Source organism: Planctomicrobium stercoris, from assembly GCF_051465655.1.
In the GTDB taxonomy this organism is placed as follows: domain Bacteria; phylum Planctomycetota; class Planctomycetia; order Planctomycetales; family Planctomycetaceae; genus Planctomicrobium.
The window spans coordinates 4,057,805-4,082,482 of sequence record NZ_CP195791.1; the positions used below are offsets into that span (position 1 = coordinate 4,057,805).

Genomic DNA, 24,678 nt, shown 5'->3' on the forward strand with positions numbered 1-24,678 from the left:
ATGTGAAGGAGTCGAGAGCCCGCGAAGTTTTCCGAATCGGTATCTGAGCGGAGTGCAAACAAAAAAGCCACTGCCGAACCCGGCAGTGGCCTCGAGAGATTGAACTCGTCCCGTCGGCGGGATTACTCGCCGTAGAACTTCGTCATTTCTTCAGCAGTGAGCGGCTCGGAGACCGACTCGCTGGAGAGATGAGCCCGGAACCGCAGGCTGCCCGGGGCACTGGCTTTCACTTTCACCTTGAAGAGCACCGTCTGGCCGGCTCCCACTTCGGGCAACGATCGGAACACCACCGTATTTCCTTCTGACAGGAAGTCGGTCGGCCCTTCGGCACTGATCAGTGTCATGCCGTCTGCCAGTTCACAGGTGAGCGTGGCTCCCTTGGCAGCTGCCGACCCTTCATTGCGAACCCGGATTTCGTAGGCCATTTCTGAACCGACTTCCACTGGATCTTCCAGGTCTTTGACCTGCACTGCCAGCGAAGAGGTCCCTTCAATCGTGGTCATGAATTCTGCATCGGCGATCGCACCATGCTCCGAAGAAGCGCGGGCGAGATGCTTGAATTCTCCGCTCTGGCGTGCCAGCAGCGTGACTTTGATTTCCGACTTCTGACCTCGCTCCAGACGACCGACGAACCAGGTGACCAGTCCGCTGGCTGGATCAAACTGAGCCCCGCGATCGGCACTCACGAAGTCGAATCCGCTGGGCATCTTGTAACGCATCTGCACATTGTCAGTCGCTGCTTCACCGTCATTCGAGACGCTCATGACGAAGTTCGCCTGTCGACCCAGATAACGCAGCCCCGGCCCCTGAATATTCGCCGTCAGGCTGGGAGCGATGACCATGACTTCACTGGTGGCAGCTCGAGCCAGACCGGATTCAGCCCGGGCGTTCACCGTCAGGTGATGATGTCCACCCTTGGCAGCTGCCAGAGCCAGCCGGACGCTGCGGGATTCTCCAGGGTTCAGGCTTCCCAGGTCCATCTGCAGACGCTGACCGCGTGCATGCTCGAGACCTTCAGGAACGACCGCTTCAATCTGCACACGGCTCGCGATTCCGGTTCCAGGATTGGAAACGGTCACAATCTGTGCTGCGGATTCGCCAATCAGGACCTGCTTGGGACCTTCCACATTGATTTCAAGCATCGGTTCAGCGACAGCGAAGCTTCCGTTCGCAGTCCCCGAAAATCGCACGTCCGCTCGGGTGTTGATGTCCCCACGCTGCAGCGGAATCATGGTGATTTCGATAGTTCGCTCTTCGCCAGCTTTCAGTTCGTCGACCTTCCAGCCGAGGAAGCGATCGCTGTTGGCCGGAGCCGGTTTTGCATTGACCAGCCGAACGCTTTCCGGGAAGTGAGCGTGCACTTCCAGGTCTTTGGCAGCGGTCTGACCCGCGTTCTTCACAATCAGATGGCAGATGCATTCCTGACCGACATTCAGGTCAGACTGCTTTCGCCATTCCACGGTGACAGCGGGGGCTGCTGTGATCGCACTGCTGGCCGATTCCATCTTGGTGGCACTGCCAGCGGAATTCCGGGTCTGTGCTGAAGGAGTATTGCGGCTGAAGGAGACAGAACCACGGCCGCCCGCAGTCGGGCTGACAGCTGCAGTTGTGGTCGGTGTGACACTGGCCTGAACAGAAGGCGGTGTCGCTTCCGCGGTCATGAACGTAGCGGTGTCCGAACCGGGCATTGCCGGAGCACCCCCGTTTCCTTTGGCTCCGGGGAACGGGCGTGCGGAGAACCGTTCAGCATGAATCTGCTGAATTGTCTGCTCACCAGCAGCGGTGTCATCCTGAAACTCGGCGTGGACGACCTTGCTCTGCTCCGACTCCGCAACAGCTGCGGAAGCGGGCATCACCGTGCGTCCGCTGGCAGCGGGCATGTTGAAGCTGCTTGTCGGCTGCGCTGGCTGCGCGGGAGGAGTGGCAGCCGCAGCGGTCCGGGCCGACATGTTCAGGCGGCCATCCGACTCTGCGGTCGGAGGATTGCTGCCGAAGAGTTCTTTGTAGTAGTTCCGCAACTCGTCGTTAGGAACGTCTGCCTGTGCAGATCGCGTGAACTTCTGCGGAGCGGCGGTTGCTTTTCCGACAGCAGCACCGGCCGGAGCAGTCGCAGCAGGGGTTGCCGCTGCTTTGGCTGGCTGCATCCGTGCAGTGCCTGCGCTGAAGTAATCATCAGCGACGGCAGTTTGAACCGTCATCCCTAACAGAGCTAACAGGCATGCACCGCGTCGCATCGTGGTCTCCTTACCGCTCATCATCAATTCCATTTTCTGATTCGGACGACTGCGTGAAGCCGCATCGATCTGGTCCGTCCTCTCGGTAATCGGCTGAATCGATAGTGCCGCAAGAGAGGATTATTCCATTTCTTTGGAGATTACCGATTATTTTCGAAATTCCGGCCCTTTTGATTTCAGTTGCAATCACATGCTGGCGGTTGCAGCATTTTAGAACGAGACCAACCGACCCCCGGGCGCCGTCCTAGCGAAAAACAGCGGCAATTTCAGCCGAAAAGATCGCCCCGCTCTGCGAGTTCACCGGGATGCAGAAACATGAGCCGAGTGCCACTGCTCTGCGAGCAGTGCAAACGAATGCAAACCGACATTGCTCGCAGGTGTCCAACTGATATTCCGACCATCTCCTAAACGGAGTGATCCCGAGGACGACAGGATTGTCAACTGAACAAAATACCGGTCCACCGAGACACATCCCAAATGAACCGCCATTCACTTTCGACACTGCTCGCAGAGCAGTGGCACCCCGAATCAAACACCCTCAACCAGGGCACCCGGGACCGTCTGACGGCTGGGTTCGACTCCCCCGCTCTCCAATTACATGGGCCACGCCTTAATGGCAAGGTCGGAAAGTTTCTCCTGCCTTTTGTCGATATCGGCCCTTTCCCACTTTGTTGAAGGCTTCGTGTCTTCAAACACTTGCTTTGTCAGCATAAGTGGTGAATCCTTGAATAAGTTCCTTTTTTTCTGAAATCCAGCATTTCCGACTACTGAGTTTTTTGTCGCCTGCAATAAAACCATATTGCCAATTCTCTTGTAATAAGCAGATGCAACCTCTGGTTCGACGTGCATCCAGTCTTCCTTCTCGGGATTTTCTGGAAGAATATGTTCCAAGTTCAAAATGTTTGTGTCCTCGACCGGTTTCAATTCGGGACAGTTGGACTCGTTTCTTTCCACCGCTTCCATTGCACGAAGGTAATAACGTGCAAGATACGCTTTTGAGACAGTTGCTCTCGAAAAATCACTTCTGAATCTCGCATCATTTGGAACCACCTGAATCATTTTTGCTCTTAAACCAGAGGCAGATGACACCTCGCCGTTCATGATTTCATGAGACCGCTCAGCGTATGCATCTTCCAGTCTTTGACCTCGCATTCCTCCAGAGATTAAGAATCTCACGGTCCAACAGACAAACGCACGGAATGCGAGGTTTGCGTTTTTCGCGTCAAATTTTTCGGCAACTGCCAGCATTAACGGTCTGATTTGCGATACTCCAAAATCTCGCATGACTGTTAGCGATTGCCTGATTGTTGGAGGATAAGTGTTCCACTTTCTGTGTGTTGGAGTCAGTATCGCCGCGTAGGTGTCGGCCAGATTGGCAAGAGTGTCTAGGAACTGAATTGCTTTTGTGGGGCCCTTAATGTGAGATTGAATTGCTGAATAGAATCCTCCCTTGCTGACAGGTCCGTATGTCGCAAGTGCGACATGCCTCAAATAAGTTAGAGTGAGATCGGATTCATCGAGAGACTCCAAGGAAACTCGCATTGCGGACCATTTTTGCTGCGCTTCTTTGAGTCGCTTTTCTCCGGCCTGCTGAAACAAATAGTTTTTCAGAATGTCCGCCTGAGTTGTCTTTAGACCTCTGTCATTGAGGGTCTCGAACATTCCAAATGCATCCATTTCGTCTGGGGCTCGGAGCGATATGACAACAGCCTTTTTCTCTAGGAAATTGATCCATTGTGAGATTCTCGATACGGGATCTTTTGAGCCTGCTACGATCTGCTGAACTCGCTCTGCTGCAAGCAAAGAGGCGGCATGAATACGCTTGTGTGAATGCGACAAAGGATCTTTTGCGAACCCCTTTCTCTCGTCGCTGTTCGGCCTGTGAAGTACCCGATTTCGAAAATACTCGTTGTCATCAACATTTAGTGTTAGCCGAGAGACTCGATCCCTCTGGGTTGGGTCATATTCGCTGAGATATTTGTTTTCTAAATAGGTCCACAACAGAACCGGAGTGAAATTCGCATGTACACTGAACCGCCGCCAGCACGTCCTTGTGGCCTGATTTTCAGGTTCAGGCCACGAAATCGGCTGTTTTCCAGGGAATAATGGTCACTCCGGTTCTGTGGAGGTTCTATTTAGAGACATGGCATACTCATCATCCACACCAATTAGAAAATCTCTCATCGCTGCAATCAGCATGGCCGTGGTCGCAAGTCGCTGCTGCCCGTCTACCACTTCCGGAATGTCTTTTGAAACGTTCAAGACAATTGTGCCGAGAAAATATGCTGATCTTGATTCTGCCAGAGCGTCCGATATGTCGCTGAACAGGTCTCCAACATGCTGTTCTTCCCACGAGTATTCTCGCTGATTGAGTGGCACTTGTAGCGGTTCTTTTCGCAACACATTGCCAAGGCCAATCGGCTCGAATTTGAGTTCGGAAATACCAGCCATTAGATACCTTTCAGAAAATCAGGAGTTGCACCAACCTCTTCAAGATCCTTGATAGCTGCTCGCCGAAGCCGCTCTCTAACCCACGCTGACAATGGAATTCCTGACACCTCCGCAGCCCTCCGAAAGGCTTCCTTCTCTGTGGTGTCAACTCGCACATCTAGGGAAACAGTTAATGTAGGCTGGGTCTTGACCCAGCTTTATTCGACGTTCTCAAACTCGTCACCGTACCATTGCTGAGAACTCCTCCAGTTCAGCGGGTAAATCCCTTCCGCGACATAACGAGGAAGGATGACCACGGCCAGTCCATGACGCGACTTACCAATCGGTGCTTCACCGGATTCGCATGGATATATTCAATGCAGCGTGTGGCATCAGCTTCGTCCCGACACGTATGTTCGTAATAACGACGTTGCCCAATCGCTTGCTCTCCGCTGCGGCGACGTGAAGAAGTCATCACTCCGTTTTCTCCTCCCCACTGAAGCCATTTCCGGGTGAAGATCGATTTGATGAGCCGCCAGCGACGGGAATAGTCATTGTCTTCCGCTGGGAGATCCCAGATGGTATGCAGATGATTGGGAAGCAGAACGATCGCACGAATGGCGAACGGATGCCGAGATTTTACCGTCTGGATTGCTTCTCGCAGCGTCGTTCGAGCCACCTCAGTGGCCAGAAATCCCCGACGCTGGTTGGTGACCAGCGTAAAGAAAAATAGCCGCCCCTCACGGTTTCGCAGATATTGACGCATGAAAACTTGGCCCTTTGAGATTTGATCGCATTTATTTGATCAAATGGAATCATATGTGAAAAGGGAGCGGAGAGTCGGTTTGATGCGATGTCCGGTTCGGGCTGGGTTTCGCATTCGCTCTACCCAGCCTACACATGAACAAAAATAGCCCCGGGGGATGATCCCGGGGCTATCTGCTTTACTCTCGACTCTAGTCACTCGTCTCTCGACGATTCCTAGTACATGTCGCCGTCGTGGCTGTGGCCGCCGCTGGCTTTCTTCTTCTCCGGCTTCTCAGCGATGAGGGCATCGCTGGTCAGCAGCAGGGTGGCGACGCTGGCACTGTTCTGCAGTGCGGTGCGGGTCACCTTGACCGGATCGATCACGCCAGCCTTCACCATGTCTTCGTAGGTGTCGGTCGCTGCGTTGTAGCCTTCGTTCCCCTTCTTGTCGGAAACGCGGTCGCAGATGACAGCCCCGTCGACGCCGGCGTTGTTGGCGATCTGGGTCAGCGGAGCCCGGCAGGCACGCTTGATGATGTTGAAGCCGACTTCTTCGTCGTGGGTCAGCTTGCCGGTTTCGACCGAAGTCGAAGCACGCAGCAATGCGACACCACCGCCGGGGAGAATGCCTTCTTCGACAGCTGCACGGGTGGCGTGCAGAGCGTCTTCAACGCGGGCCTTCTTCTCTTTCATTTCGGACTCGGTGGCAGCCCCGACGTTCACCTGGGCCACACCGCCGGAGAGCTTGGCGATCCGCTCTTCCAGCTTTTCCTTGTCGTAGTCGCTGGAAGAGGCTTCGAGTTCACGCTTGATCTGCTCGATGCGGGACTTGATGTCGGCAGTCTTGCCGGCCCCTTCGATCAGCGTGCAGTTGTCCTTGTCGATGACCACTTTCTTGACGCGGCCGAGGTCGGAGAGCTGCAGGTTGTCCAGCTTGATGCCGAGGTCTTCAAACACAGCCTGTCCGCCGCACATAATGGCAACGTCCTGGAGCATGGCCTTGCGGCGATCGCCGTAGCCAGGAGCCTTGACGGCAGCAATCTTGAAAGTGCCACGGAGCTTGTTGATCACGAGAGTCGCGAGGGCTTCCCCTTCAACGTCTTCAGCGATGATCAGCAGCGGCTTGCCGGCGTTGACCACTTTTTCGAGGACTGGAACCAGTTCCTTGATGTTGGTGATCTTCTTTTCGTGGATCAGAACGTAAGCGTCTTCGAGGAGACACTCCATGCTCTGAGGATCGGTGACGAAGTACGGGGAGAGGTACCCGCGATCGAACTGCATCCCTTCGACCACTTCGAAGTCAGTCTGCAGGGACTTCCCTTCTTCGACGGTGATGACCCCGTCCTTGCCGACAGCTTCCATCGCATCGGCCAGAATCTTGCCGATGGTTTCTTCGCCGTTGGCAGCGACGGTCCCGACCTGAGCGATCGACTTCTTGTCGCGGCAGGGAATCGCCATTTCCTTGAGTTTTTCGGTGATGGCAGCGACGGCTTTGTCCATACCGCGCTTCATCTCGAGGGGGCTGACACCAGCGACGACAGCCTTCAGACCTTCGATATAGATCGCTTCGGCCATGATGGTGGCGGTGGTGGTTCCGTCACCGGCGATGTCGCTGGTCTTGCTGGCGACTTCGCGAACCATGCGTGCGCCCATGTCTTCGAACTTATCGGAGAGTTCGATTTCGCGGGCGACGGTCACGCCGTCCTTGGTGACGGTGGGAGAGCCGAAGCTCTTCTCGAGAATGACGTTGCGGCCTTTGGGTCCGAGGGTCACGCGGACTGCTTTGGCGAGCTTGCTGACGCCGCGCCGCATCGCTTCCTGTGCTTCCTGGTCGAAAGCAATCATCTTGGCCATGGGAGAATCTCCGTAGGTTGTGTGTGAGATGTATGAACGCGGTAACCGCGATTGTTGTTATGCCTTCAGCGGTCAGCTTTCAGCAGTCAGCAAAAGGGGCTGAAAGCTGATGGCTGCAAGCTCTGCGATTAGTAGGTGCAGAGAATGTCGCTTTCTCGGAGGAGGAGGTATTCCTCGTCGCCGACTTTGATTTCGTCGCCAGCGTAAGAAGAGAAGATCACGCGATCCCCTTCTTTGACGGTCAGCGGCAGCTTGGTGCCGTCATCTTTGGTGTGCCCGTCGCCGATAGCAATGACTTCCCCACGCTGGGGCTTATCCTTGGCGGAATCCGGCAGGACGATGCCTCCGGCTGTTGTGGATTCAGCTGCCTGCCGCTTGAGAACAACTTTGTCTCCGAGCGGAACGATTTTGGAACCGCCTTTGGCCTTCTTCGCCATGAATAATGACTCCTCACCCCGATAGATTGTCAGATCCAGCCTCGGGAGTTCTCCAAGTGCGGACGCACTCCGGCCGGAAAGATTTTTCGGACAACACTACAAACTCTGTGCCAACTCCACACCGATCCTGTAAGTCACTGTTAACTCGAACGTTATGCCTATCGACACTCTATCAGAGTGACCGATTTGGCGGTCTTCGCACAAAGTCGGCGAGCCCGACCCGCCAATGTGGCAGGTGTCAGAGTCACTCAGAATCCCTTCTCCAGATCCCATTGAAAGCGGCAAATTTCGACACACTGGCTGCAGTTTGTTCGAGTCCCCAGGCCCCGTCCACACAACTCCTCTTGACCGGACCCCGGGGATTTATGGTATCTCCCGCGTGCGCAAGAAGTTGAATCCTGCCAGGATTGCCTCAAAGCCAGCCGCCGACCGACTTTTCCCGGAACGAACGCCTGATTTTGTCAGTCGAACCTCTCAGGTACCCCCAGCCTGAGTCCCGCCAGCGGAACTCGAATTCGAATCATCCGAATTCTTGATCCATCGCGGACTCGAAGGCGTTTTAGATGAGAGAAAGTCAGGGAAGTTGGACGGAGAGCTGAGGATGAAGCAGCTGGCAAATGACAATCTGTATCGCAGAGGGCGAAGGAATTTCCTTGCTCAGCCATGCGAGGCGTTTTGTCGGACGCTGTTGGGGTGGATCGCGTTCCTGCCGCTGTCTGGATTGCTGGTGAAATGCGGAGTCGCGGGCGATCCGATTCTTCCCACGCCAGCGTTGTCGGTCATCACCCGCTCAATTCCGGAAATCCCCGACGAAATCAAAGAGAGCGCAACGGTGCTCTGTGAAACTCCGGGCAGTTCCATCGCCGATCAGCTCGCGGCCCGCTGCCAGACAGGAACGCTCCTGTTCAGCCGGGGGGACTGCATGGCGGTTCGCATTTACACCGGGAGCCGGTACACGCACGTGGCAACGATCGTTTTCAACGACGGTATTCCCTGGGCCTATGACAGCACCAGCGGCACGGGCGTGCGGAAACTCTCGCTGGATGAATTCCTGAAACTTCAGGCTCCCGACGCCCTGACTCTGTGCCATCCTGTTCGGCCATTGAGTGAAGAGGAGAAGGTCGTTTTTCAGCAACGGCTGGACCGCGAGCTGGGCCGACAGTATTCCGTGACCCATTTCATCAGAGGTCAACGCGGAGTCGGCTTGCACTGTGCTGAGTATCTGACAGATGCCCTGATGTCGATCGACTGGGTGCATGCGGAAAACCCGGCCCAGGTCTCACCAGGAAGCTTGCTGGCGGGCGTCACCGGGAGCGGAGTGCACGTGATGGGGGAAGAGATCATCGTTCCTCATCGACTCGAACCGATTCCAGAAACGACCAACTGGCGGGAGTCGCTGTGGCGGGAGACGAAGTCCTGCTACGAAGGTGGGTGCCGGCAGATGTCCCGTTGGGTGCTCTGCCGTTAGCCAAAGTCTTAGCGCGAGTGTGATGCCGATTCGGCGGGGATTTTCGCTCGAAGGCTGTGTTTATCGGGGCCGGAGCCCTTTCTCGAGCCACCGATTCTCGCGGCGTCACAGAGTTTCCTGTCAGACCGCAATTCACAACGAACGGTCAAGACTGTCGTTGAGATGACCGCACCGGCAGCGGGAAGGTGAACACGGGACATCAGCGTAAATCACGTCGAATGCACGACGCGCAGCGTGTTATTGGTGAGTTCGTGGTCGAGCTGCTCTGGTGGGCTGGAATATTGCTCCACCATGTTCTTTGCCCGTTTGATCACCAGTTCAACGAGTTCCGCCGGCTGGAGCACCTTGGCCTGATCGCCGTAGGAGAGAATCCACCAGGACATCTCGTGAATACCGTCGACCTGCACCGTGTAATCGAGCGTGCCGTCGTCGTTCCATTCGATCTGTTGCGTCGGGTGCCAGCAGACTTCGGCCACGTTCTGAGCGACCATCGGCTGGAACCGGACCTTGACGATCGTTCTGGCATTGGGCTCACGGATGAAATTCCAGGCGTTCCCAAAGTATTTCTTGAGTGAGAACCGCGGAGGAATCGTGTAGGAGTCTTCGGTCAGTTCCGATTCCTCGACCCGCCCCAGATGAAACGTCCGTACGCTTCTGTGCAGTGAGCTGCGTCCAATCGCATACCAGGTGTGTCGCCGGAAAAGCAGCCGGTAGGGGCTGAGCAGGGTCTGGATGACGGCCTGTTCCGCGAGGCTGTGGTATTTCAAGCGGATTTTCTTCCGATTGGTCAACCCGCGCAGGATTCTTTCATAGTGAACCTGACCATCTTTGAGGTCTGCCTGCGGTTCCGTCTGAATTTTGACGGAATGGGCAAGATCACTCGCATAGGGAACCAGATGGCTGGGCAGGTTACTTTGAAGTTTGAGAGCGGCGTCCCGGGCCGCTTCCTGAAATGGCACGCCCCGGTCCTGAGTCCCCGCATCCTGTGCCAGCACCAGCAGCGACAACGTCTCGCCCAGCGTGAGATTCGCGGGAGGAAGATACGAATGCGTGGAGATCCAGTAACCTTGCTGGGGAGCGTCGTAGAGGATCTGGATGCCGGCATCCTGGAGGGTCTTGATATCACGAAAAACCGTCCGCTTGCTGACTCCACACGAACTGGCCAGCTCCGCTGTGGAGTGTGTTCGTCCTGACTGAAGTCGCTCCAGCAGCTGCAGCAGGCGACGGATTTTCCCAATCGAGCTCATAGAGAAGCTGACCGCGACAGAGTTAAAGCTCTCCCGGCGATTCGATAACGACAAATAACCCTAACTTCATCTGACAGTCGCAAACGACCCTTCGCGTCTGCCGTTTTTTCATAAAAAGTTTTTCCAGAAGCCGTTTGGTGAGCAGCAATTGGGATAACTTTGTAATCTGCGGTGAATCCACTCGGGTGATCCCCTAGACGTCCTCCTCCTCAGGCGAGAGCCGGAACCCAGGAAGCCAGTTCCTGTTTTGTTTCGCAACAGGCTCTGACCGCACTCCCATTCCGCATCCCACTCCACTCTTCGCAGACACTCTATTCGACGCATTATTCTCATTCTTCCACGCAATCCGTTCGTATCGTCTATGACGTCGCTTCCTGCCGGCAGGTCCTCGCAGGACCGCTACAACCCGGTCAGACTGCGTCTCTTCAGCCTGTTTCCAGATCCGACCGGCCGTAATTTCCCCTGCCGGGCGACCTAAAAAAACTCCAGATCCAAAGGCTTCTTTCAGCACCCCGTTTTTCCAGTGCTAGAGTTGCTGCGATTCAAACAATTCATGACTGCTCTCGAGCCCCGAGAGTCAGTGGAAGTCACCTGGAGTCGACGATGGGCAACCTCAAAGGCCATACACGAAATACATTCCGCGACGGCGTCGCCACCCGGGGTTCCAGCAGCTTCATCGGACTTTCAGAATCCCAGCTGGAAGAGCATCTGAATGTTGCACGCTACGGCAGCTTCATGCTGACCGATGCCGTGCGGCCTGCCTTCGATCTGGCGGTCGTCCCCAGTGCGGGCTGGCGTCGAGATACCTACCGGGACAAAGAGACCGGGATTGACGTGCCTGTCATCATGGCTGCACAGACGCGTAACAAACTGTTCGATCTTTTTATCGAACTGCTCGATCCTCTCGGGGACGAAGTGGATGTCGTGCTGGAGACCAGCCACGGTTCCGAGCATGGGGGACACAGCGACCTGTACCGCGAACAGATCGACATGCCCATCCTGAAAAGCCTGCTTTACGACTACGAAGACACCATTCTCAACGACGGCTGCGTCGGAATTGCCGTGCTCAATCCCCGGATTCCGATGGAAGTCCAGTTCGATGAGCACAAGCTCCTGATCATGTACGGACATGACCTTGAGCCGTTCGAAGAAATCCTGAACCAGAACAAGCTCTTCCAAAGCGATACCCTGAAGTTCATCACCGAAGCCGAACACATCCATTCCTCGACCGACGAGATGGGAGAGAGCTTCGAAGAACTGCGTTACCGCCTGGGCGTGGAAGGCGAATAAGACCTTCCACAGACTGGGGCACATTCAGGTTCAACTACGGAGAACAGAGTTCGGCGAGTCCGAAGGACAAGTGAAAAGGACGCACTTCCGCAGTCCTTATCTGTCTCGCTGATCACATCCTCGACCTGCACACCTTCATTTCAGTTTGTCGGCTCGTCTTCGGACTGCGCGACACCCCCGATCCCCCTCGACCGGCGTTTTCCCAATGCGACAGTGGCCCTTCCATCGACAACTGCTCCTGACAGCACTCTGCTGCAGCTGCGCGGTACTGTCGATGCAGGCGTCGGCCGCTGCCCAGTCGCTGTGGGCGAGCACTGCCAAGAGTTCGGGAAACTACCCGATTGAGGTCGCTCGATTCGGCAAGGGAAACCAGTTCGTGCTGATCGTCGGTTCGCTTCTCGGAAACGAACCGGAAAGCCTGGAACTGATGGATGCCGCCTGCAAACTGGCAAGCACCGTTCCGCCGCCGGAACCCGTGACGCTGCTGTTTGTCCGCACGATGAATCCCGACGGCGTGCACGAACTTGTTCACACGAACTCCCGCGGAGTCGAACTGAATCGGAACTTCCCGTCCCCGCATTTCACACTGATTCCCAACCGCCTGACGGGACCTGCACCTGCCAGTGAAGTCGAGACGCAGTACATGCTGCGAGTTCTTCAGGAATACAAGCCCTCCCGGGTCATTCATGTTCGCAGCGGTCACGGAGATCGACCGCTGGTGCTGGTCAACGATCTCTGGGTCGCCAACGGTCAGGCTCCAGTCCTGCCCAAGCATGTCAATCACGGTTACTTCGAACAGGCCTTCAAGGTGGGATCTCTGGAAGAATATGTCGCCCGGCAGATGAAGACCCCTGTTTCGACAGTCACCCTGGCGGCAAACGGTGCCCAGCAGCTCAAGGCCGCCGAATTGCTGCGGTTCGCGACGAGCAACGTCGCGGGCACATCGGCAGCTCCAGCGGGGATCGCGGAACAAACGGCTCCGCCTAAGGAGATGACGTCTTCACCCGCGTCAGCACCTGAAGAAGCTGTGGCCAAGGCACTGGAAGTCGAGTTCCTTCCGCCTCCTCCTGAATACGCTTCGACGCAGCGTCCCGATCAAGGGGCAGCGGCCGGCGACACCCGGTATTTCGAGTTGCCCCCCCCGCCGCGATAGGCCTTTCAAACGTCACCGGTTGAGTCCCTGCAGGGATTCCCGGAAAATCGATCGGGCGATCCCGATCCATCTTTCCACGCGGTCACCGGCCACGCGTACAATTTCTTGCTGGCAGACAAACGAGCAGTGCGTCTGGTCTACAGCCGCCTCTATCAGACCCGCGATGGAGGACTATCCGCCAATTTCAGGCAATTCCTCGGCATTTCCTCTGATTTTCCACATTCCTGCGCACGGGGAGATTTTCATGGCACATACATTGCCTAGCTCGAAACAGCCCCCCTTCGGCTTTCCTCGAACTCGGAACGTTGTGATGCGTCTGGTCGTGATTGGCAGTCTGATCTTTCTGGGATACGCGTGCTGGCAGCGTCAGCCCGCTGTCGTCGACAATCCCAGCGCTCCCACTTCTGTCGACAGGCTTGCAAGCGCGACGGACTCCTCTCGACAGGATGAATGGATCGACTTACCGGTCCCCGATGTCGCAATGGGTGAAAGCGACTCCGAAGAAGCTCCCGCGATTGAAGAAGTGGTGGTCGTAGACACCTTCAAAGTTCCTGAATCCACCGGAGCAGGGACGGTCGGCCGGACGGCTGAACCTGTCTCCTCCGTGAAATCACTTGTAAAACTGGAAGCGGCCCTCGCACGGTCCCTCCGGGTCATCGAAAGCATTCCCGGGTATACAGCCACTCTGGAGCAGCAGGTTTACAAAGGAGACCGCCTGCTGGAGCCGGCACTGATCGATATGAAGTTACGACGCTCCCCATTCAGCGTGTACCTGAAGTGGCAGGCTGACCAGCAGGAGGTCCTGTATGTGGACGGCTTACACGACGGACGTCTCCTGGCCCATCCCACTCGGGGGATCACCAGTTTCCGCCCGCTGTGGAAGCTGAATCCTCAGAGTAAGCAGGCGATGCGGGACTGCCGTTATCCGGTGACGGAAATCGGGATTGAAAAGTTGACCGCGATGGCTCTGAACTTCTACCGGAGTCACAACCTGCAGGAGCCGGACTTCGTGTGCACCGAATCTGAAGGGCTCGCAAACGGCAGGTTGGCCCGCACCTTTCTGGTGACCTTTGCCAGCGATGCGATCTCTCCTGAGTACGGCAGTTCACAGCTGACCTTTGACGAAGAAACGGGACTGCTGGTCTCTCTTGAGAATCACGCCTGGGGTCCGGACGGCCGCGTGCGCGGGCTGCTGGAGCGCTACCGCTACCACGAGTTCGCTCCGAATTACGAACTTGATGACACCCATTTCGATTACAAAAACCCGGATTATCACTTTTCGAAGTAGCAGACCGAGCGGAGAGACTTCAATGACGTTGCAATCTCGAAATTCTCATCACGGTTTAATTCGACGCGCGATGATCAACGGTTCGCTTCTGGCGATGCTGGCAGCAGCCGTCGGCGGGTGTGCAAAACGTGAAAAAGTGCTCGACGTGAAGACCCCCGGCGGAAGCGTTGAAGTGGAGAAATCCACGTATCCCAACGGTGACGTCGAGATCAAAGTCGACACAGAGAAATAAGTCCAACCTGGATTTATGAGGGTCTGAGCGTTCCGACCTTCACTTTTCCCCCTTCGCTTGAACTAAAGACGTTGTCGACCGGTTCAAGCCCCAGCAGGAGTTTCACTATGTTATCCTGGGCAATCACCTTTCTGATTATCGCATTGATCGCTGCGGTTCTGGGATTCGGCGGTCTGGCAGGGACAGCCGCATGGGCAGCGAAGATCTGTTTCGTTGTTTTCCTGATCCTGTTTGTGGTTTCGGCACTCACAGGACGACGAACCCCGTCTGCGTAAACGCATACATTAAAGTTGAAGAACCGTTCCGGCACCCCCTTTCCCGGGAGACAATTTCGTGCGTGCCCTCCTCATCGTGATTGCGATCATCATCGTGCTGCTGTTGATTGGCTGGATCACAATCCAGACCAACGGCCGAAATCAGGCCACCGTCACAGTTGATACCGTGAAGATGGAGAAAGACACACACGAAATTGTCGAAAAGGGGAGCGAAGCCCTTGAAGAAACTGGAAAAACTCTTCAGAACGCTGTGGAGAGGGAGCGGGCAGAAGAGACCGCACCCTGAAAACCACAGAGCGGGCCCGCAGAACGATCGGGCATTTCACAGCACTGGCAACATTTCGAGAACGGGTCGGGAGGGGACATCTGGACGCGGGAAGCTGCGTGCCGAATGTCCCGGAATCACCATGGCAGTAGAACGGCGACCCGGAGAACCTGACCTTGTTATCAATCTGTCCCCTGCGATGGCAAGGCTGGGACAGGACGAAGGACTCCTCCGCGAGCTAGCGACCTTCTACATCGAAGATGTCCCGCCGCTGATGCAAAATCTCGAAGAGGGCATCCAGGCTCGCGATTTCGAACTGATCACACGGTCCGCCCACAGCCTCAAGGGGTTGTCGGCGAACTTTGAGGCGCTGAGTACCGTTGCAGCGGCCCAGGCGATGGAAAGCCACGGACGTCACCAGAATCTGGAGTCCGCAAAGGAACTTCTGCCCACACTGCGCGATCACGTTCAACGGGTTTTCGCAGCCCTGCAGAGCGACGTCTTGAAGAACGGCGCGTAGATGCGGTTAAGAATCACAACTCATCGCGATTTGGCGGAATCGTACGGAGCTCAGTTCGCGCTACCGATTCCGCTCAGTCGTGGTGAAAGGCGGGGTCGTCCAGTCGAACTTCTGCTGCCGTTTCCCGGCTCTTCTGGGTCCCTCTGCGGATTTCATGTGACTTCATCAGGTCGCTGATTTCGGGGATCGGTACAATCCCCCCCACCAGTCGGCGCCCGAACAGGTCGAACATGACGTCACTTGCGGATCGGTCCGAAGCCAGCGAGTCGCTCACCCGTCGACGATCGATTTCCCAGTCCAGCTTCTCTTCGCCCGTCAGATCGACACGACCATGTCGGCATTCGATCTTGGCGGTCAGAGTCGGACAGCCGTTCTCGCCCGCTGCAGGGTTGGACTGGATTCGGGCTGTGACGGAGTTTCCGTGTCGATCCGGTCGGCGGAACTTCAGCAAGACCGTGTCTTCTTCAGTATCTGCGATCACAGATCTGCATTCCGACTGCATGACATTACAGCACCAGTCAAAAGCCATCAGTTCCGCGTGACTCCCCGGTTCTCCCCGATACGTCAGTTCCAGACGTTCGATGGCTCCGGCCTGTGTCGCGGTCAGCTCCCGCAGCCGCAAGGTCGATCGAGCCCAGCGGAAGGAGAGTTCCGGCATGATCATCGTCCGGGAGTCGAACGACATCTTCTGAAGCCGTTCCAGATCAGACTGGCTGAGCTGTGCCAGGACCGATTGAAGAATCAGGCTGGGTCTCTGGAGTTCACAGGCCCGGGACACCGGCTCGAGCCCCATCCATTTCACGTCGCCAATCACGACTCCCTGGCACCGACGGAGCATTCCGTCCAGGCTGGGAGAGAAGGTGGCGTCCAGATGCTGGGCATTCTCCTGCGCCTTCGCCAGACAGGGGTCGTAGACGTCGGTTAGCTGCAGCCGGGACTGACGCAACAGCGCATTGAGAACGTTCATCGCCGTATCAGCAATGGCGCCGACTAGTCCCAATTTAATGACAGGTACACCCATCCGGGCCAGAAAACCTTGATTTGAATGCGATCGCAACTGACCATCAGCGGCACTTTCGGGCTGACGGGTGTAAAAACTTCCCCGATGGGAATCAAAGATGCTACAGGTTCGAGTGGGGAATTCAAACGTAACGGGATCAGACGAGTCGGTCGGGCTGATCCGGATCCGTAAAACCTGCCGATCACAAGGAGCGGATGGAGCTGGATGCCGGGAATGAAATCTTCCAATTTCCTTCACAGAAATCAGACTTTCGTTTCCGGCAGACGTACGGCAGAATGCGGCAGGACAACTTGAGGAATCCAGCAGGGAGTAGGACCGCCATGGACAATGTGATCAGTTTTATTCTGGGCGGCGGCAAAGGTTCCCGGCTCATGCCCCTGACAGCCGAACGCTCCAAACCGGCGGTCCCGCTGGGGGGAAAATACCGGCTGATCGACATCCCGATCTCCAATTGCATCAATAGCGACCTCCGCCGGATCTACCTGCTCACCCAGTTCAACTCGGTGAGCCTGCATCGACACATCCGTCAGACCTACAATTTCGATCCGTTCAGCGGCGGTTTCGTCGAAATTCTGGCTGCCGAACAGACCAACGAGTCCATGGACTGGTATCAGGGGACCGCGGACGCCGTCCGCAAGCAGCTCCGGTACCTGCTTCAGCCGGGAATCGAGTATGTCCTCATCCTGTCCGGTGATCAGCTGTACCGGATGGATTACCGGAAGATGCTGGAGACCCATCTCAAGCATCAGGCCGAAGTGACCATTGCAGCGCTTCCCATTGACGCGGAACTTGCCTCGTCTTTCGGAATCATGCGGCTGGACGACACCGGTCGGGTGAAAGGCTTCCTCGAAAAGCCGCAGACCGAAAGTGAGCTAAGTCAGTTCAAAACCGATCCTGCGTGGATCGAGGCACAGGGAGTTCCGTGCGGCGGTCGTCAGTATCTGGCCAGCATGGGCATTTACCTGTTCAACGCGAACGTGCTGGTGGACGCTCTGGAGAAGACAACTTACCACGACTTCGGGAAAGAAGTGTTCCCCGCCTCCATCCGCAGCAAGCGGGTGCAGACCCATCTGTTCGATGGTTACTGGGAAGATATCGGAACGATCAAGGCGTTCTACGAATGCAACCTGGCCCTGGCGTCGCGTGAACCGCCGTTTGACATGAATACCCCGGGCCTGCCGATTTTCACCCGCCCCCGATACCTGCCCCCCACCCGCGTGGAAGGGGGACGAATCTCGTCCAGCCTCATTTCCGACGGATGCATCATTGATGAAGATGCCATCGTTGAAGAGTGTTCGATCGGTCTGCGGAGCGTTCTGGGGCGGAAAACGACCATCCGTCGTTCCGTGATGATGGGAGCCGACTTCTATCAGAACGATCGTCGGGCCGTTTCCAGCGACCCTTCAACGCCGCCACTGGGAATTGGAGCGGGGTCCATTGTCGAAGGTGCGATCATCGACAAGAACTGCCGGATCGGCCAGAACGTGATCGTCCGCTCTCCGGTGCCGAACCCGCCGGATGGCCGATGCGGGCCGGTCATCGTTCGCGACGGCGTGATCGTCATTCCCAAGAACACCGTCCTTCCGGACGGATGGAAAATGGACCGGATCGAGCCCTGTAAGTTTTAGCCCGTCTCAGAGCAATTTTTCAGAGCACGCCGCGTGAGCAAGTGCATTGAGTTGCAACTTGTCAAGAATGCACTCGCTCACGCTTCGTGCTCTGACAGAACATGTGATTTCAGCGGACTGCTAGACAAGTTTGAGCAGTTGAATTCGTCCGGCGGGATAACGCGGGATCAGAAGTTCGAAGTGGTGGCGGATTGCCGATCGGCACTCGAACCGCTCTTTGGGGAGCAGGTCGACTCGATCCAGCCGGACCTGCATGTCGTCCTCGCTCGAGAACAGATTCGCACTGATATTCAGCACCTCATGCAGGTTGTCGACCAGCGTTCCGTCGATGGTTTTGGCCTTCACAGCCTGGGCGACTACTGCCGGGAGAATCAGCGAGAGCGCGGCTCCGGCCGAATTCGCGAACGCGTGATCACAGATCAGCACGTGACGGGGAATCTGATTGGAATCGACGTAGTAGGCCACAACGGCCTGGACCATCGTTCCGTCATGGCCCGTGTCTTCACGAATGACCGTGTCTCCCCCAAAGAGGAGCGAAAAGATCTCGTGAACGTGAACAGACTTTGCGAACAAGGGTGCGTGCATGGGAAAGGTTCTTTCATTCAGTCGCGGTGGTCGGGCAGATGGAAGGCGATCCCGGATTTTCATCACATGAAAATCGGTGGCTTCCCCTGTCATTTGTCAAAATGATGTTCCGCAGCTGCTCTACGCCACAGCCAGAAACGGTTTCAGCGCATCTTCAAAGGACTGGGCTGTAAACGGCTTGGTGACGATGAAAGCAGCCCCGGCGGCAAGTGCTTCTTCGCGAACCGCAGATCCGCTTTCGGAAGTGACGAATCCGAAACGGACCGTCTGCCCGGACTGCCGTAATGAATTGAGCAGTTCAATCCCTTTCATTTCCGGCATGTTCCAGTCCGAGATCACAAGGTCAGGGCTATGGCTGGCGATCACTTCGAGTGCTTCACGGCCGTTACTGGCTTCCAGAGCTTTGCAGCCGGTCAGTCCAGCCTGCTTCAAGGATCGCATGATGATCATGCGCATGGCTTTGCTGTCATCCACAATCAGAATCTGCATGGGGTCTCCATTTCGGGTCAGTGTCAGTGATCGGTGAGTCGATTAACGGGTGGCTGCCAGTGAGACTTCCTGGTGCAGCCGGAGAGAGAGTCTTTCATTGCCGAAGCGCAGGTGGAGTTCACGGAAGTCCTGGCTGGAATCGGTTTGATCGTCGAGGGCCGCGGGACCGACGCACGGGAGCGAAAGCCTCGTTTCCCCCTGGCTGAGTCCCTTCAGATTCCCGCCGATCATGTTGGCAATTTCCCCCAGGGCATCCGCAATCTCTGCTTCGGCGAGATCGTCCGGGGATGTTCCGAACATCTGCTCGGCGATGCGCCGCGCGCTGCTCATGGGGGTGACGACGTCCAGCCCCGCGTGCCAGTCTCCGCAGATACGGATACTGGCCATCAGACCTGCGGGATCGTCTTCGGGATCCTGGGACGGATGGAATTCCAGCCCCAGCATACCGTTGAGAACGTCTGTCGCAATTTGTTCCAAAAGTGTGTTGTCCACTTCCATTGATCTATTCCTGAAGTCATAAGGGGCGAAAGCAAACAGTTTGACCGACGGACTCGCGGGCAAAGGGGACATTGAGATTCACCATTGTTTCCCCGCCGCCGAGAAAGAGAGTTCCATGAGGTGACATCACCCGATGAATCCGGCTGAGAATCGATTCCTTGCCCGCCTGATTGAAGTAAATCAGCACGTTCCGCAGAAAGACGACGTCGAATTCCGGCATGCCCGTAAACGGCATGGTCAGATTCAGTTTTCGACAGACGATCCAGTCGCGCAGCTCGGGCTTGGCCTGCCACTGCGTTCCTTGTCGTTCGAAGTATTTGACCAGCAGTCGCGCCGGGAGGCCTCGATTCACTTCAAACTGACTGTAGGAACCCGACTTCGTACGGCGGAGCATTTCGTCGGAAAGATCCGTCGCCAGAATCTGGACCTGCCAGTCGTGACATTGTGGAAAATGTTCTCTCAGCAGCATCGCAATGCTGTAAGGTTCCTGTCCGCTGGAGCTGGCGGCTGACCAGATGTTCAATCGGCGTTCGGAAGCTTTTCTGGCCAGGATCGCAGGAAGGACGTCATTCCTGAGCGCATCAAACGGCTGCAGATCGCGAAAGAAACTGGTCTCGTTAATCGTCATTGCCTCAGCGACTTTGTCATGCAGCGTCGATGCGGGCGCTCGCTGCAGTTCAGCGACCAATGCTTCGACGTTTGCCAGCCCCAGGCTTTCAGCCATCGGCTGCAAGCGGGACTCCACCAGATAACTTTGCGTGACGGAGACGACGTTTCCGGAACGTCGTGCAACCACCTCGCGGAGATAATCAAAGTTGGCTGTGGCTAGGGGCATGATAGATTCAGACGATCGTTGTGTTTTGAACTTCGAGACTGCGGTGCGTTGGAATCGCCGCAGGCTTGAAGAGTTGGTCGGGGTGCTTCATCGCGCGAATCGCGATCAAATCCTGACCGATCTAAGTCGAGACCAGACGCGGCACAACGGGACGTGCTGCCTGGAGTATTTCAGGGCCGATGGCATTCAGGGGGAGGATCAGATCCGCGAGCCCTGCTTCGGCGACAGCTCTCGGCATGCCCCAGACCACACTCGATTCCTGGTCCTGGGCAATCACCCGGCCGCCGCGCCGTTTGACTTCACGTGCCCCTTCCAACCCATCTTTTCCCATCCCCGTCAGCACAACCGCCAGTAACCCTTTCCCGTAGAGTTCGGCAGCCGACCGGAAGAGCAGATCGACAGCGGGTCTGCAGGAATTGATCAAGGGGCCATCATTCAATCTCACGCACATCTGTTTCTCATGAAAGCAGACCTGCATGTGCTGGTTTCCCGGGGCAATCAAAATCGTTCCCGGTGTCAGCGGCTCTTCATCCACAGCCTCGCGCACCGGACATGGACACGTTTGCTGCAGGCGATTGGCCAGCAGTTGAGTGAAGACCGGAGGCATGTGCTGGACCACCAGCACCGGAACCGGAAAGGAACGTGGGATCGTCGGGAGGACATCCGCCAGCGCGTTCGGACCGCCGGTGGAAACTCCGATCACCACCAGTTCGACTGCCCCCGGACGAAGTGCCGGCCGCGAGACGACATGAGGAGCCGCGACAGGAACCGGAGGGGAAACCTTCGCCGGCTCCTGTTGCTTGAGACGCTTCTCGCCCCAGAATCGAATTTTCGTGACCAGCTCGGAATCGATCAGGTCGAGTGATTCGGCAATGTTGACGATGTTACGTGGCTTGGCGACATAGTCGTTCGCTCCACGGGCCATCGCTTCAAAGGTGGCATTCCCCCCCTGCACTGTCAGGGAGCTGAACATGATGATCGGCAGCGTTCTGTCCAGGCTGCGGATCTTCTCCGCAGCCTCAACCCCGTTCATCCCGGGCATCTCCACATCCAGCAGCACGACATCCGGCTGTGCCGAATCGAGCAGCTCGATTGCTTCTCCCCCCCAACGAGCCACGCCGGTGATCGTGAGATCCACATGCCGGGAGAGCGCCTGCACCAGAATGCGGCGAATCACCATCGAATCATCAGCGAGCAGAATACGCAGCGGACGCAGCACGTCACGAACCTTGTTGGTGGAGGAAACGACTTCGAGAGCAGGAAGAGGAATCGGATACAAGTCTTTCAGAATGACGCTTCTGCCGGGGCCATCGCACCGATGAGCCGCAGCTTTTCGAGCAGGATCTGGGGAGTGAACGGTTTCATGACGAACTCATCCACTCCGGCCATGAGAGCCCGCGCCATCTGGGCCGGCTCGGTCTCGGTCGTGACCATCATCAGCTTAAGGCGGTCGTATCCGGAGTCGGCCCGAACTGCTTTGACAAACTCCAGCCCGTTCATGACCGGCATATTCCAGTCCACAAGGGCCAACGTGATGTCTGCAGAATCCCGCAGTTGTTCCAGCCCTTCACCACCGTGTCCGGCATGCAGCACCTGAAAGCCCAGCGGCTCGATGATCTGCTGCAGGATGCGCCGCATGGCGCGGGAATCATCGACAATTAACGCATGCATTGATCTGTCCTGAGATCGGTATGAAAAGTTGAGAGAGAGTTGAGCGATACACCCGGCGTGTATCGCTCAACCGACCTGTCCGCATCGAACCGCGTTTCATCAGTCGAAAACCGTGCTGCGCGGGCACGCGGCAGAGCAAACTGCTCTAGATCCGGAATCGGCCCACCAGATTCTGGAGTGCCACGGCCATACGAGAGAGTTCGTCAGCAGCCTGCTGGGTGTTGCCGGCTCCCTGCATGGTGCCGTCCGCAGCCTTGGCCACTCCGACCACGCGTCGCACGATATCCGTGCTTCCCTGGGCGGCTTCCTGAATGCTGCGGCCAATCTCAGCTGTGGTTGCCGTCTGTTCTTCCACAGCACTGGCAATCGTGCCGGAGACATCGCTGATCTGATTGATGATGTCGGTGATCGTCTTGATCGCCTGCACGGCGCCCTGGGTGTCGTTCTGAATTGCTTCGATCCGCAGGCTGATATCTTCCGTTGCCTTGGCGGTTTCTTTAGCCAGCTCTTTGACCTCATTGGCCACAACGGCAAACCCCTTGCCTGCTTCACCGGCCCGAGCGGCTTCGATCGTCGCATTCAAAGCGAGCAGATTCGTCTGTTCAGCGATGGAGTTAATGACTTTCACCACTTTTCCGATCTCGACGCTGCTGGCGCCCAGCTTGGAAACTGTGGTGTTCGTCGACTCTGCCACCTTCACGGCACTGCCGGCGATGGTCGCTGCTTCGGTGGCACTGCGTGCGATTTCACGGATGGACGAGTTCATCTGTTCGACACTGGCAGCCACGCACTGGACGTTCTGACTCACCTGCTCGGAAGTCGATGAAACGACGTTTGCCTGCTCGGCGGTGCTGCTGGCGGTCGAACGCATTTCGTTACTGACAGCAGCCAGCTCGCTGGATGCGGTCGCCAGCGTCTGGGCATTCTCGGTGATTCCCGAGATGCTGCCGCGAAGATCCTTCAGGAATTTCTCCAGACCGGCGCCGATCTTGCCGACCGCATCCGCGCCGGAGACTTCGATCTGCCGGGTCAGGTCCCCTTGAGCTGCCGCGTCGACGACAGCCAGCAGGAGTTCCACCTTGCGTGCCTCTTCAGCTCGTTCCCGTTCTCTCTGCTCGCTGTTGGCGAGTTGCTGCAGCAACTGCTTCTGCGGGGTGATGTCGGATGCGTACTTCACGACTTTGAACGGTTGACCGTTCAGATCAAGAATCGGGTTGTAGGAGGCCTGCAGCCAGATCTCCTGTCCCCCTTTTCCACGACGCTTGAATTCTCCGGCAGCGAACTCACCCCGATTCAGACCTGCCCAGAATTCGCGGTACTCCGGGCTGCAGACGTACGCCTCATCTGCAAACAGGCTGTGGTGCTTGCCGCGAATTTCTTCCAGCTGATAGCCGACGGTCTTACAGAAGTTGGGGTTGGCGTCGATGATCGTTCCGTCCATGCGGAACTCGATCACCGCCTGCGATTTTTTAATGGCCTCGATCTGACCAGCATAGTCTGCATTCCGGATCTTCTGCTGGGTGATGTCGGTCGCGTACTTCACGACTTTGAACGGAATCCCCTTGTCGTCAAAGATGGGGTTATAAGAAGCCTGAATCCAGATCTCCTTTCCATTCTTGCCGACACGTTTGTATTCCGCAGCCTGGTACTCGCCTCGACCCAGCCGGGTCCAGAACTCTTTGTATTCGGGGCTGCGGCGAGTCTGTTCATCGACAAACATCCCATGATGTTTCCCCTGAATTTCTTCCAGCGAGTACCCGACGGTGGCCAGGAAGTTGGAATTGGCGTGACGGATCGTGCCATCGACTTCAAATTCGATCACTGCCTGTGACTTGTTGATGGCCTCCACCTGACCAGCGTGGTCGGCATGCCGTCGACTCTCTTCCACCGAGAGCTTACGGGCGACAGGGACTGTCTGCCGCGGCTTCGCTTTTGATTGAGAGCGGACCGCGGTCTCCGCGCGACGGGGAGACGTCTTCTTCTTGTTCAACGCAACCATGTTCAAACTCCAGGAATTCACTTTTGAGGGGATCGTGTCGGGGGACTTCAACATCAACAGAAACTTGCCACGGGGCGATGCGGCTCATGCCGCGCATCCAGACTGTCCGGATTCAGCACCAGCATCAGGCGACCGCTCAGCTTGTAGACCCCTTGCACGGCTGCGCGAATATGCTCGGGCAACGTGTCCGGAGTCGATTCGAACTGACTGGATTCCACCTCCATGACGTCGCCGATCTCATCAACGAGGAGACTGACCGGCCCGTCGCTGGAACGAAGGACGACGTTCATCGGAAGGCGGTCGTGATTTGCCGCGTACAGGTCCAGGCTCTTCCGCAGATCGAGGGCTGTGACGATCTGTCCACGCAGATTCATCAGGCCGTGGACCATGTTCTGCGCGAGCGGAACGGGTGTCGTCCGCTGATGCCGCAGGACTTCCTGAACATGACGGACTTCAACTCCAAAGAGCAGATGGCCGACGTGAAAGGTGCAATAGGCGGATGTGTTGTGCAT

26 protein-coding genes are annotated in these 24,678 nt (G+C 56.6%); 9 read left to right on the forward strand and 17 right to left on the reverse strand.

Annotated elements, in window-relative coordinates:
- Positions 1–122 precede the first annotated feature (122 nt).
- The 7 genes from SH661x_RS16280 to groES all read right to left on the reverse strand — a co-directional run bounded on the left by SH661x_RS16280 (position 123) and on the right by groES (position 7,702).
- Positions 123–2,234 carry a hypothetical protein gene (locus tag SH661x_RS16280; protein ID WP_437223536.1) on the reverse strand — a complete coding sequence of 704 codons (2,112 nt, stop codon included), beginning with the start codon at positions 2,232–2,234 and terminating at the stop codon, positions 123–125.
- Between the two features lie 594 nt (positions 2,235–2,828).
- Entirely contained in the window at positions 2,829–4,235 is a 1,407-nt protein-coding gene (locus SH661x_RS16285; RefSeq protein ID WP_437223539.1) for a DUF262 domain-containing protein, read from the reverse strand.
- 108 nt (positions 4,236–4,343) lie between these two features.
- Positions 4,344–4,685 (reverse strand): DUF262 domain-containing protein, encoded by a 342-nt coding sequence (locus SH661x_RS16290; protein WP_437223542.1) that lies wholly within the window; start codon positions 4,683–4,685, stop codon positions 4,344–4,346.
- Complete coding sequence (locus SH661x_RS16295) at positions 4,685–4,840, reverse strand: hypothetical protein (protein WP_437223544.1); 156 nt, start codon at positions 4,838–4,840, stop codon at positions 4,685–4,687. Before SH661x_RS16295 ends, SH661x_RS16290 begins: the two co-directional genes overlap by 1 nt.
- Positions 4,841–4,935: 95 nt before the next feature.
- Positions 4,936–5,430 carry an REP-associated tyrosine transposase gene (locus tag SH661x_RS16300; protein ID WP_437223547.1) on the reverse strand — a complete coding sequence of 165 codons (495 nt, stop codon included), beginning with the start codon at positions 5,428–5,430 and terminating at the stop codon, positions 4,936–4,938.
- A 215-nt stretch (positions 5,431–5,645) separates the two neighbouring features.
- Positions 5,646–7,265: a chaperonin GroEL gene (groL, locus tag SH661x_RS16305; RefSeq protein WP_437223549.1), complete on the reverse strand. Its 1,620-nt coding sequence runs from the start codon at positions 7,263–7,265 to the stop codon at positions 5,646–5,648.
- Positions 7,266–7,393: 128 nt separating this feature from the next.
- A complete protein-coding gene (groES, locus tag SH661x_RS16310) occupies positions 7,394–7,702 on the reverse strand; it encodes a co-chaperone GroES (protein ID WP_437223551.1) in 309 nt (102 codons plus the stop codon).
- A 601-nt stretch (positions 7,703–8,303) separates the two neighbouring features.
- Here groES and SH661x_RS16315 point away from each other — a divergent pair.
- Positions 8,304–9,170 carry a hypothetical protein gene (locus SH661x_RS16315; protein WP_437223554.1) on the forward strand — a complete coding sequence of 289 codons (867 nt, stop codon included), beginning with the start codon at positions 8,304–8,306 and terminating at the stop codon, positions 9,168–9,170.
- Between the two features lie 209 nt (positions 9,171–9,379).
- Here SH661x_RS16315 and SH661x_RS16320 read toward each other — a convergent pair whose 3' ends face one another.
- On the reverse strand, positions 9,380–10,417 hold the full coding sequence (locus SH661x_RS16320; protein WP_437223557.1) for a helix-turn-helix transcriptional regulator: 1,038 nt from the start codon (positions 10,415–10,417) through the stop codon (positions 9,380–9,382).
- A gap of 603 nt (positions 10,418–11,020) precedes the next feature.
- Between SH661x_RS16320 and SH661x_RS16325 the strand changes: the two genes are divergently transcribed.
- From SH661x_RS16325 to SH661x_RS16355, 7 genes are all read left to right on the forward strand, one after another.
- Positions 11,021–11,707, forward strand: coding sequence for a hypothetical protein (locus SH661x_RS16325; protein ID WP_437223560.1), 687 nt, complete (start codon positions 11,021–11,023; stop codon positions 11,705–11,707).
- Between the two features lie 205 nt (positions 11,708–11,912).
- The gene (locus SH661x_RS16330; RefSeq protein ID WP_437223563.1) at positions 11,913–12,860 is read left to right on the forward strand and encodes a M14 family zinc carboxypeptidase; all 948 of its coding nucleotides are present in this window, start codon (positions 11,913–11,915) and stop codon (positions 12,858–12,860) included.
- A 310-nt stretch (positions 12,861–13,170) separates the two neighbouring features.
- On the forward strand, positions 13,171–14,148 hold the full coding sequence (locus tag SH661x_RS16335; RefSeq protein ID WP_437223565.1) for a DUF1571 domain-containing protein: 978 nt from the start codon (positions 13,171–13,173) through the stop codon (positions 14,146–14,148).
- Positions 14,149–14,170: 22 nt separating this feature from the next.
- On the forward strand, positions 14,171–14,380 hold the full coding sequence (locus tag SH661x_RS16340) for a hypothetical protein (protein WP_437223567.1): 210 nt from the start codon (positions 14,171–14,173) through the stop codon (positions 14,378–14,380).
- 107 nt (positions 14,381–14,487) lie between these two features.
- Entirely contained in the window at positions 14,488–14,655 is a 168-nt protein-coding gene (locus SH661x_RS16345) for a DUF1328 domain-containing protein (protein WP_437223569.1), read from the forward strand.
- A gap of 58 nt (positions 14,656–14,713) precedes the next feature.
- Complete coding sequence (locus tag SH661x_RS16350) at positions 14,714–14,941, forward strand: hypothetical protein (RefSeq protein ID WP_437223571.1); 228 nt, start codon at positions 14,714–14,716, stop codon at positions 14,939–14,941.
- A gap of 121 nt (positions 14,942–15,062) precedes the next feature.
- Positions 15,063–15,440: an Hpt domain-containing protein gene (locus tag SH661x_RS16355; RefSeq protein ID WP_437223573.1), complete on the forward strand. Its 378-nt coding sequence runs from the start codon at positions 15,063–15,065 to the stop codon at positions 15,438–15,440.
- Positions 15,441–15,513: 73 nt separating this feature from the next.
- On the opposite strand, the gene SH661x_RS16360 is transcribed toward SH661x_RS16355, so the two are convergent.
- Positions 15,514–16,407 (reverse strand): hypothetical protein, encoded by an 894-nt coding sequence (locus SH661x_RS16360; RefSeq protein WP_437223576.1) that lies wholly within the window; start codon positions 16,405–16,407, stop codon positions 15,514–15,516.
- A gap of 374 nt (positions 16,408–16,781) precedes the next feature.
- On the opposite strand from SH661x_RS16360, the gene SH661x_RS16365 reads away from it, so the two are divergent.
- A complete protein-coding gene (locus tag SH661x_RS16365; protein WP_437223578.1) occupies positions 16,782–18,089 on the forward strand; it encodes a glucose-1-phosphate adenylyltransferase in 1,308 nt (435 codons plus the stop codon).
- 120 nt (positions 18,090–18,209) lie between these two features.
- Here the strand turns inward: SH661x_RS16365 and SH661x_RS16370 are convergent, their stop codons facing one another.
- From SH661x_RS16370 to SH661x_RS16405, 8 genes are all read right to left on the reverse strand, one after another.
- Positions 18,210–18,674 (reverse strand): hypothetical protein, encoded by a 465-nt coding sequence (locus tag SH661x_RS16370; protein ID WP_437223581.1) that lies wholly within the window; start codon positions 18,672–18,674, stop codon positions 18,210–18,212.
- A 120-nt stretch (positions 18,675–18,794) separates the two neighbouring features.
- Positions 18,795–19,163, reverse strand: a complete 369-nt coding sequence (locus SH661x_RS16375) for a response regulator (RefSeq protein ID WP_437223583.1) — start codon at positions 19,161–19,163, stop codon at positions 18,795–18,797.
- 42 nt (positions 19,164–19,205) lie between these two features.
- The gene (locus SH661x_RS16380) at positions 19,206–19,661 is read right to left on the reverse strand and encodes a chemotaxis protein CheX (protein WP_437223586.1); all 456 of its coding nucleotides are present in this window, start codon (positions 19,659–19,661) and stop codon (positions 19,206–19,208) included.
- Between the two features lie 16 nt (positions 19,662–19,677).
- Complete coding sequence (locus SH661x_RS16385; RefSeq protein WP_437223589.1) at positions 19,678–20,496, reverse strand: CheR family methyltransferase; 819 nt, start codon at positions 20,494–20,496, stop codon at positions 19,678–19,680.
- 121 nt (positions 20,497–20,617) lie between these two features.
- Positions 20,618–21,775: a protein-glutamate methylesterase/protein-glutamine glutaminase gene (locus tag SH661x_RS16390; protein ID WP_437223592.1), complete on the reverse strand. Its 1,158-nt coding sequence runs from the start codon at positions 21,773–21,775 to the stop codon at positions 20,618–20,620.
- Positions 21,776–21,780: 5 nt separating this feature from the next.
- Positions 21,781–22,167, reverse strand: coding sequence for a response regulator (locus tag SH661x_RS16395; protein ID WP_437223595.1), 387 nt, complete (start codon positions 22,165–22,167; stop codon positions 21,781–21,783).
- A 145-nt stretch (positions 22,168–22,312) separates the two neighbouring features.
- Positions 22,313–24,166: a methyl-accepting chemotaxis protein gene (locus SH661x_RS16400; RefSeq protein WP_437223597.1), complete on the reverse strand. Its 1,854-nt coding sequence runs from the start codon at positions 24,164–24,166 to the stop codon at positions 22,313–22,315.
- 53 nt (positions 24,167–24,219) lie between these two features.
- Entirely contained in the window at positions 24,220–24,678 is a 459-nt protein-coding gene (locus SH661x_RS16405; protein WP_437223600.1) for a chemotaxis protein CheW, read from the reverse strand.

What these genes read in the sequence shown, in the direction of transcription:
- SH661x_RS16280 (WP_437223536.1), bottom strand. Translation starts at nt 2,234, where the DNA reads ATGCGACGCGGTGCATGCCTGTTAGCTCTGTTAGGGATGACGGTTCAA.
- SH661x_RS16290 (WP_437223542.1), bottom strand. Translation starts at nt 4,685, where the DNA reads ATGGCTGGTATTTCCGAACTCAAATTCGAGCCGATTGGCCTTGGCAAT.
- SH661x_RS16300 (WP_437223547.1), bottom strand. Translation starts at nt 5,430, where the DNA reads ATGCGTCAATATCTGCGAAACCGTGAGGGGCGGCTATTTTTCTTTACG.
- groL (WP_437223549.1), bottom strand. Translation starts at nt 7,265, where the DNA reads ATGGCCAAGATGATTGCTTTCGACCAGGAAGCACAGGAAGCGATGCGG.
- groES (WP_437223551.1), bottom strand. Translation starts at nt 7,702, where the DNA reads ATGGCGAAGAAGGCCAAAGGCGGTTCCAAAATCGTTCCGCTCGGAGAC.
- SH661x_RS16315 (WP_437223554.1), top strand. Translation starts at nt 8,304, where the DNA reads ATGAAGCAGCTGGCAAATGACAATCTGTATCGCAGAGGGCGAAGGAAT.
- SH661x_RS16320 (WP_437223557.1), bottom strand. Translation starts at nt 10,417, where the DNA reads ATGAGCTCGATTGGGAAAATCCGTCGCCTGCTGCAGCTGCTGGAGCGA.
- SH661x_RS16325 (WP_437223560.1), top strand. Translation starts at nt 11,021, where the DNA reads ATGGGCAACCTCAAAGGCCATACACGAAATACATTCCGCGACGGCGTC.
- SH661x_RS16330 (WP_437223563.1), top strand. Translation starts at nt 11,913, where the DNA reads ATGCGACAGTGGCCCTTCCATCGACAACTGCTCCTGACAGCACTCTGC.
- SH661x_RS16335 (WP_437223565.1), top strand. Translation starts at nt 13,171, where the DNA reads ATGCGTCTGGTCGTGATTGGCAGTCTGATCTTTCTGGGATACGCGTGC.
- SH661x_RS16340 (WP_437223567.1), top strand. Translation starts at nt 14,171, where the DNA reads ATGACGTTGCAATCTCGAAATTCTCATCACGGTTTAATTCGACGCGCG.
- SH661x_RS16345 (WP_437223569.1), top strand. Translation starts at nt 14,488, where the DNA reads ATGTTATCCTGGGCAATCACCTTTCTGATTATCGCATTGATCGCTGCG.
- SH661x_RS16355 (WP_437223573.1), top strand. Translation starts at nt 15,063, where the DNA reads ATGGCAGTAGAACGGCGACCCGGAGAACCTGACCTTGTTATCAATCTG.
- SH661x_RS16360 (WP_437223576.1), bottom strand. Translation starts at nt 16,407, where the DNA reads ATGAACGTTCTCAATGCGCTGTTGCGTCAGTCCCGGCTGCAGCTAACC.
- SH661x_RS16365 (WP_437223578.1), top strand. Translation starts at nt 16,782, where the DNA reads ATGGACAATGTGATCAGTTTTATTCTGGGCGGCGGCAAAGGTTCCCGG.
- SH661x_RS16370 (WP_437223581.1), bottom strand. Translation starts at nt 18,674, where the DNA reads ATGCACGCACCCTTGTTCGCAAAGTCTGTTCACGTTCACGAGATCTTT.
- SH661x_RS16375 (WP_437223583.1), bottom strand. Translation starts at nt 19,163, where the DNA reads ATGCAGATTCTGATTGTGGATGACAGCAAAGCCATGCGCATGATCATC.
- SH661x_RS16380 (WP_437223586.1), bottom strand. Translation starts at nt 19,661, where the DNA reads ATGGAAGTGGACAACACACTTTTGGAACAAATTGCGACAGACGTTCTC.
- SH661x_RS16385 (WP_437223589.1), bottom strand. Translation starts at nt 20,496, where the DNA reads ATGCCCCTAGCCACAGCCAACTTTGATTATCTCCGCGAGGTGGTTGCA.
- SH661x_RS16395 (WP_437223595.1), bottom strand. Translation starts at nt 22,167, where the DNA reads ATGCATGCGTTAATTGTCGATGATTCCCGCGCCATGCGGCGCATCCTG.
- SH661x_RS16400 (WP_437223597.1), bottom strand. Translation starts at nt 24,166, where the DNA reads ATGGTTGCGTTGAACAAGAAGAAGACGTCTCCCCGTCGCGCGGAGACC.
- SH661x_RS16405 (WP_437223600.1), bottom strand. Translation starts at nt 24,678, where the DNA reads ATGCACAACACATCCGCCTATTGCACCTTTCACGTCGGCCATCTGCTC.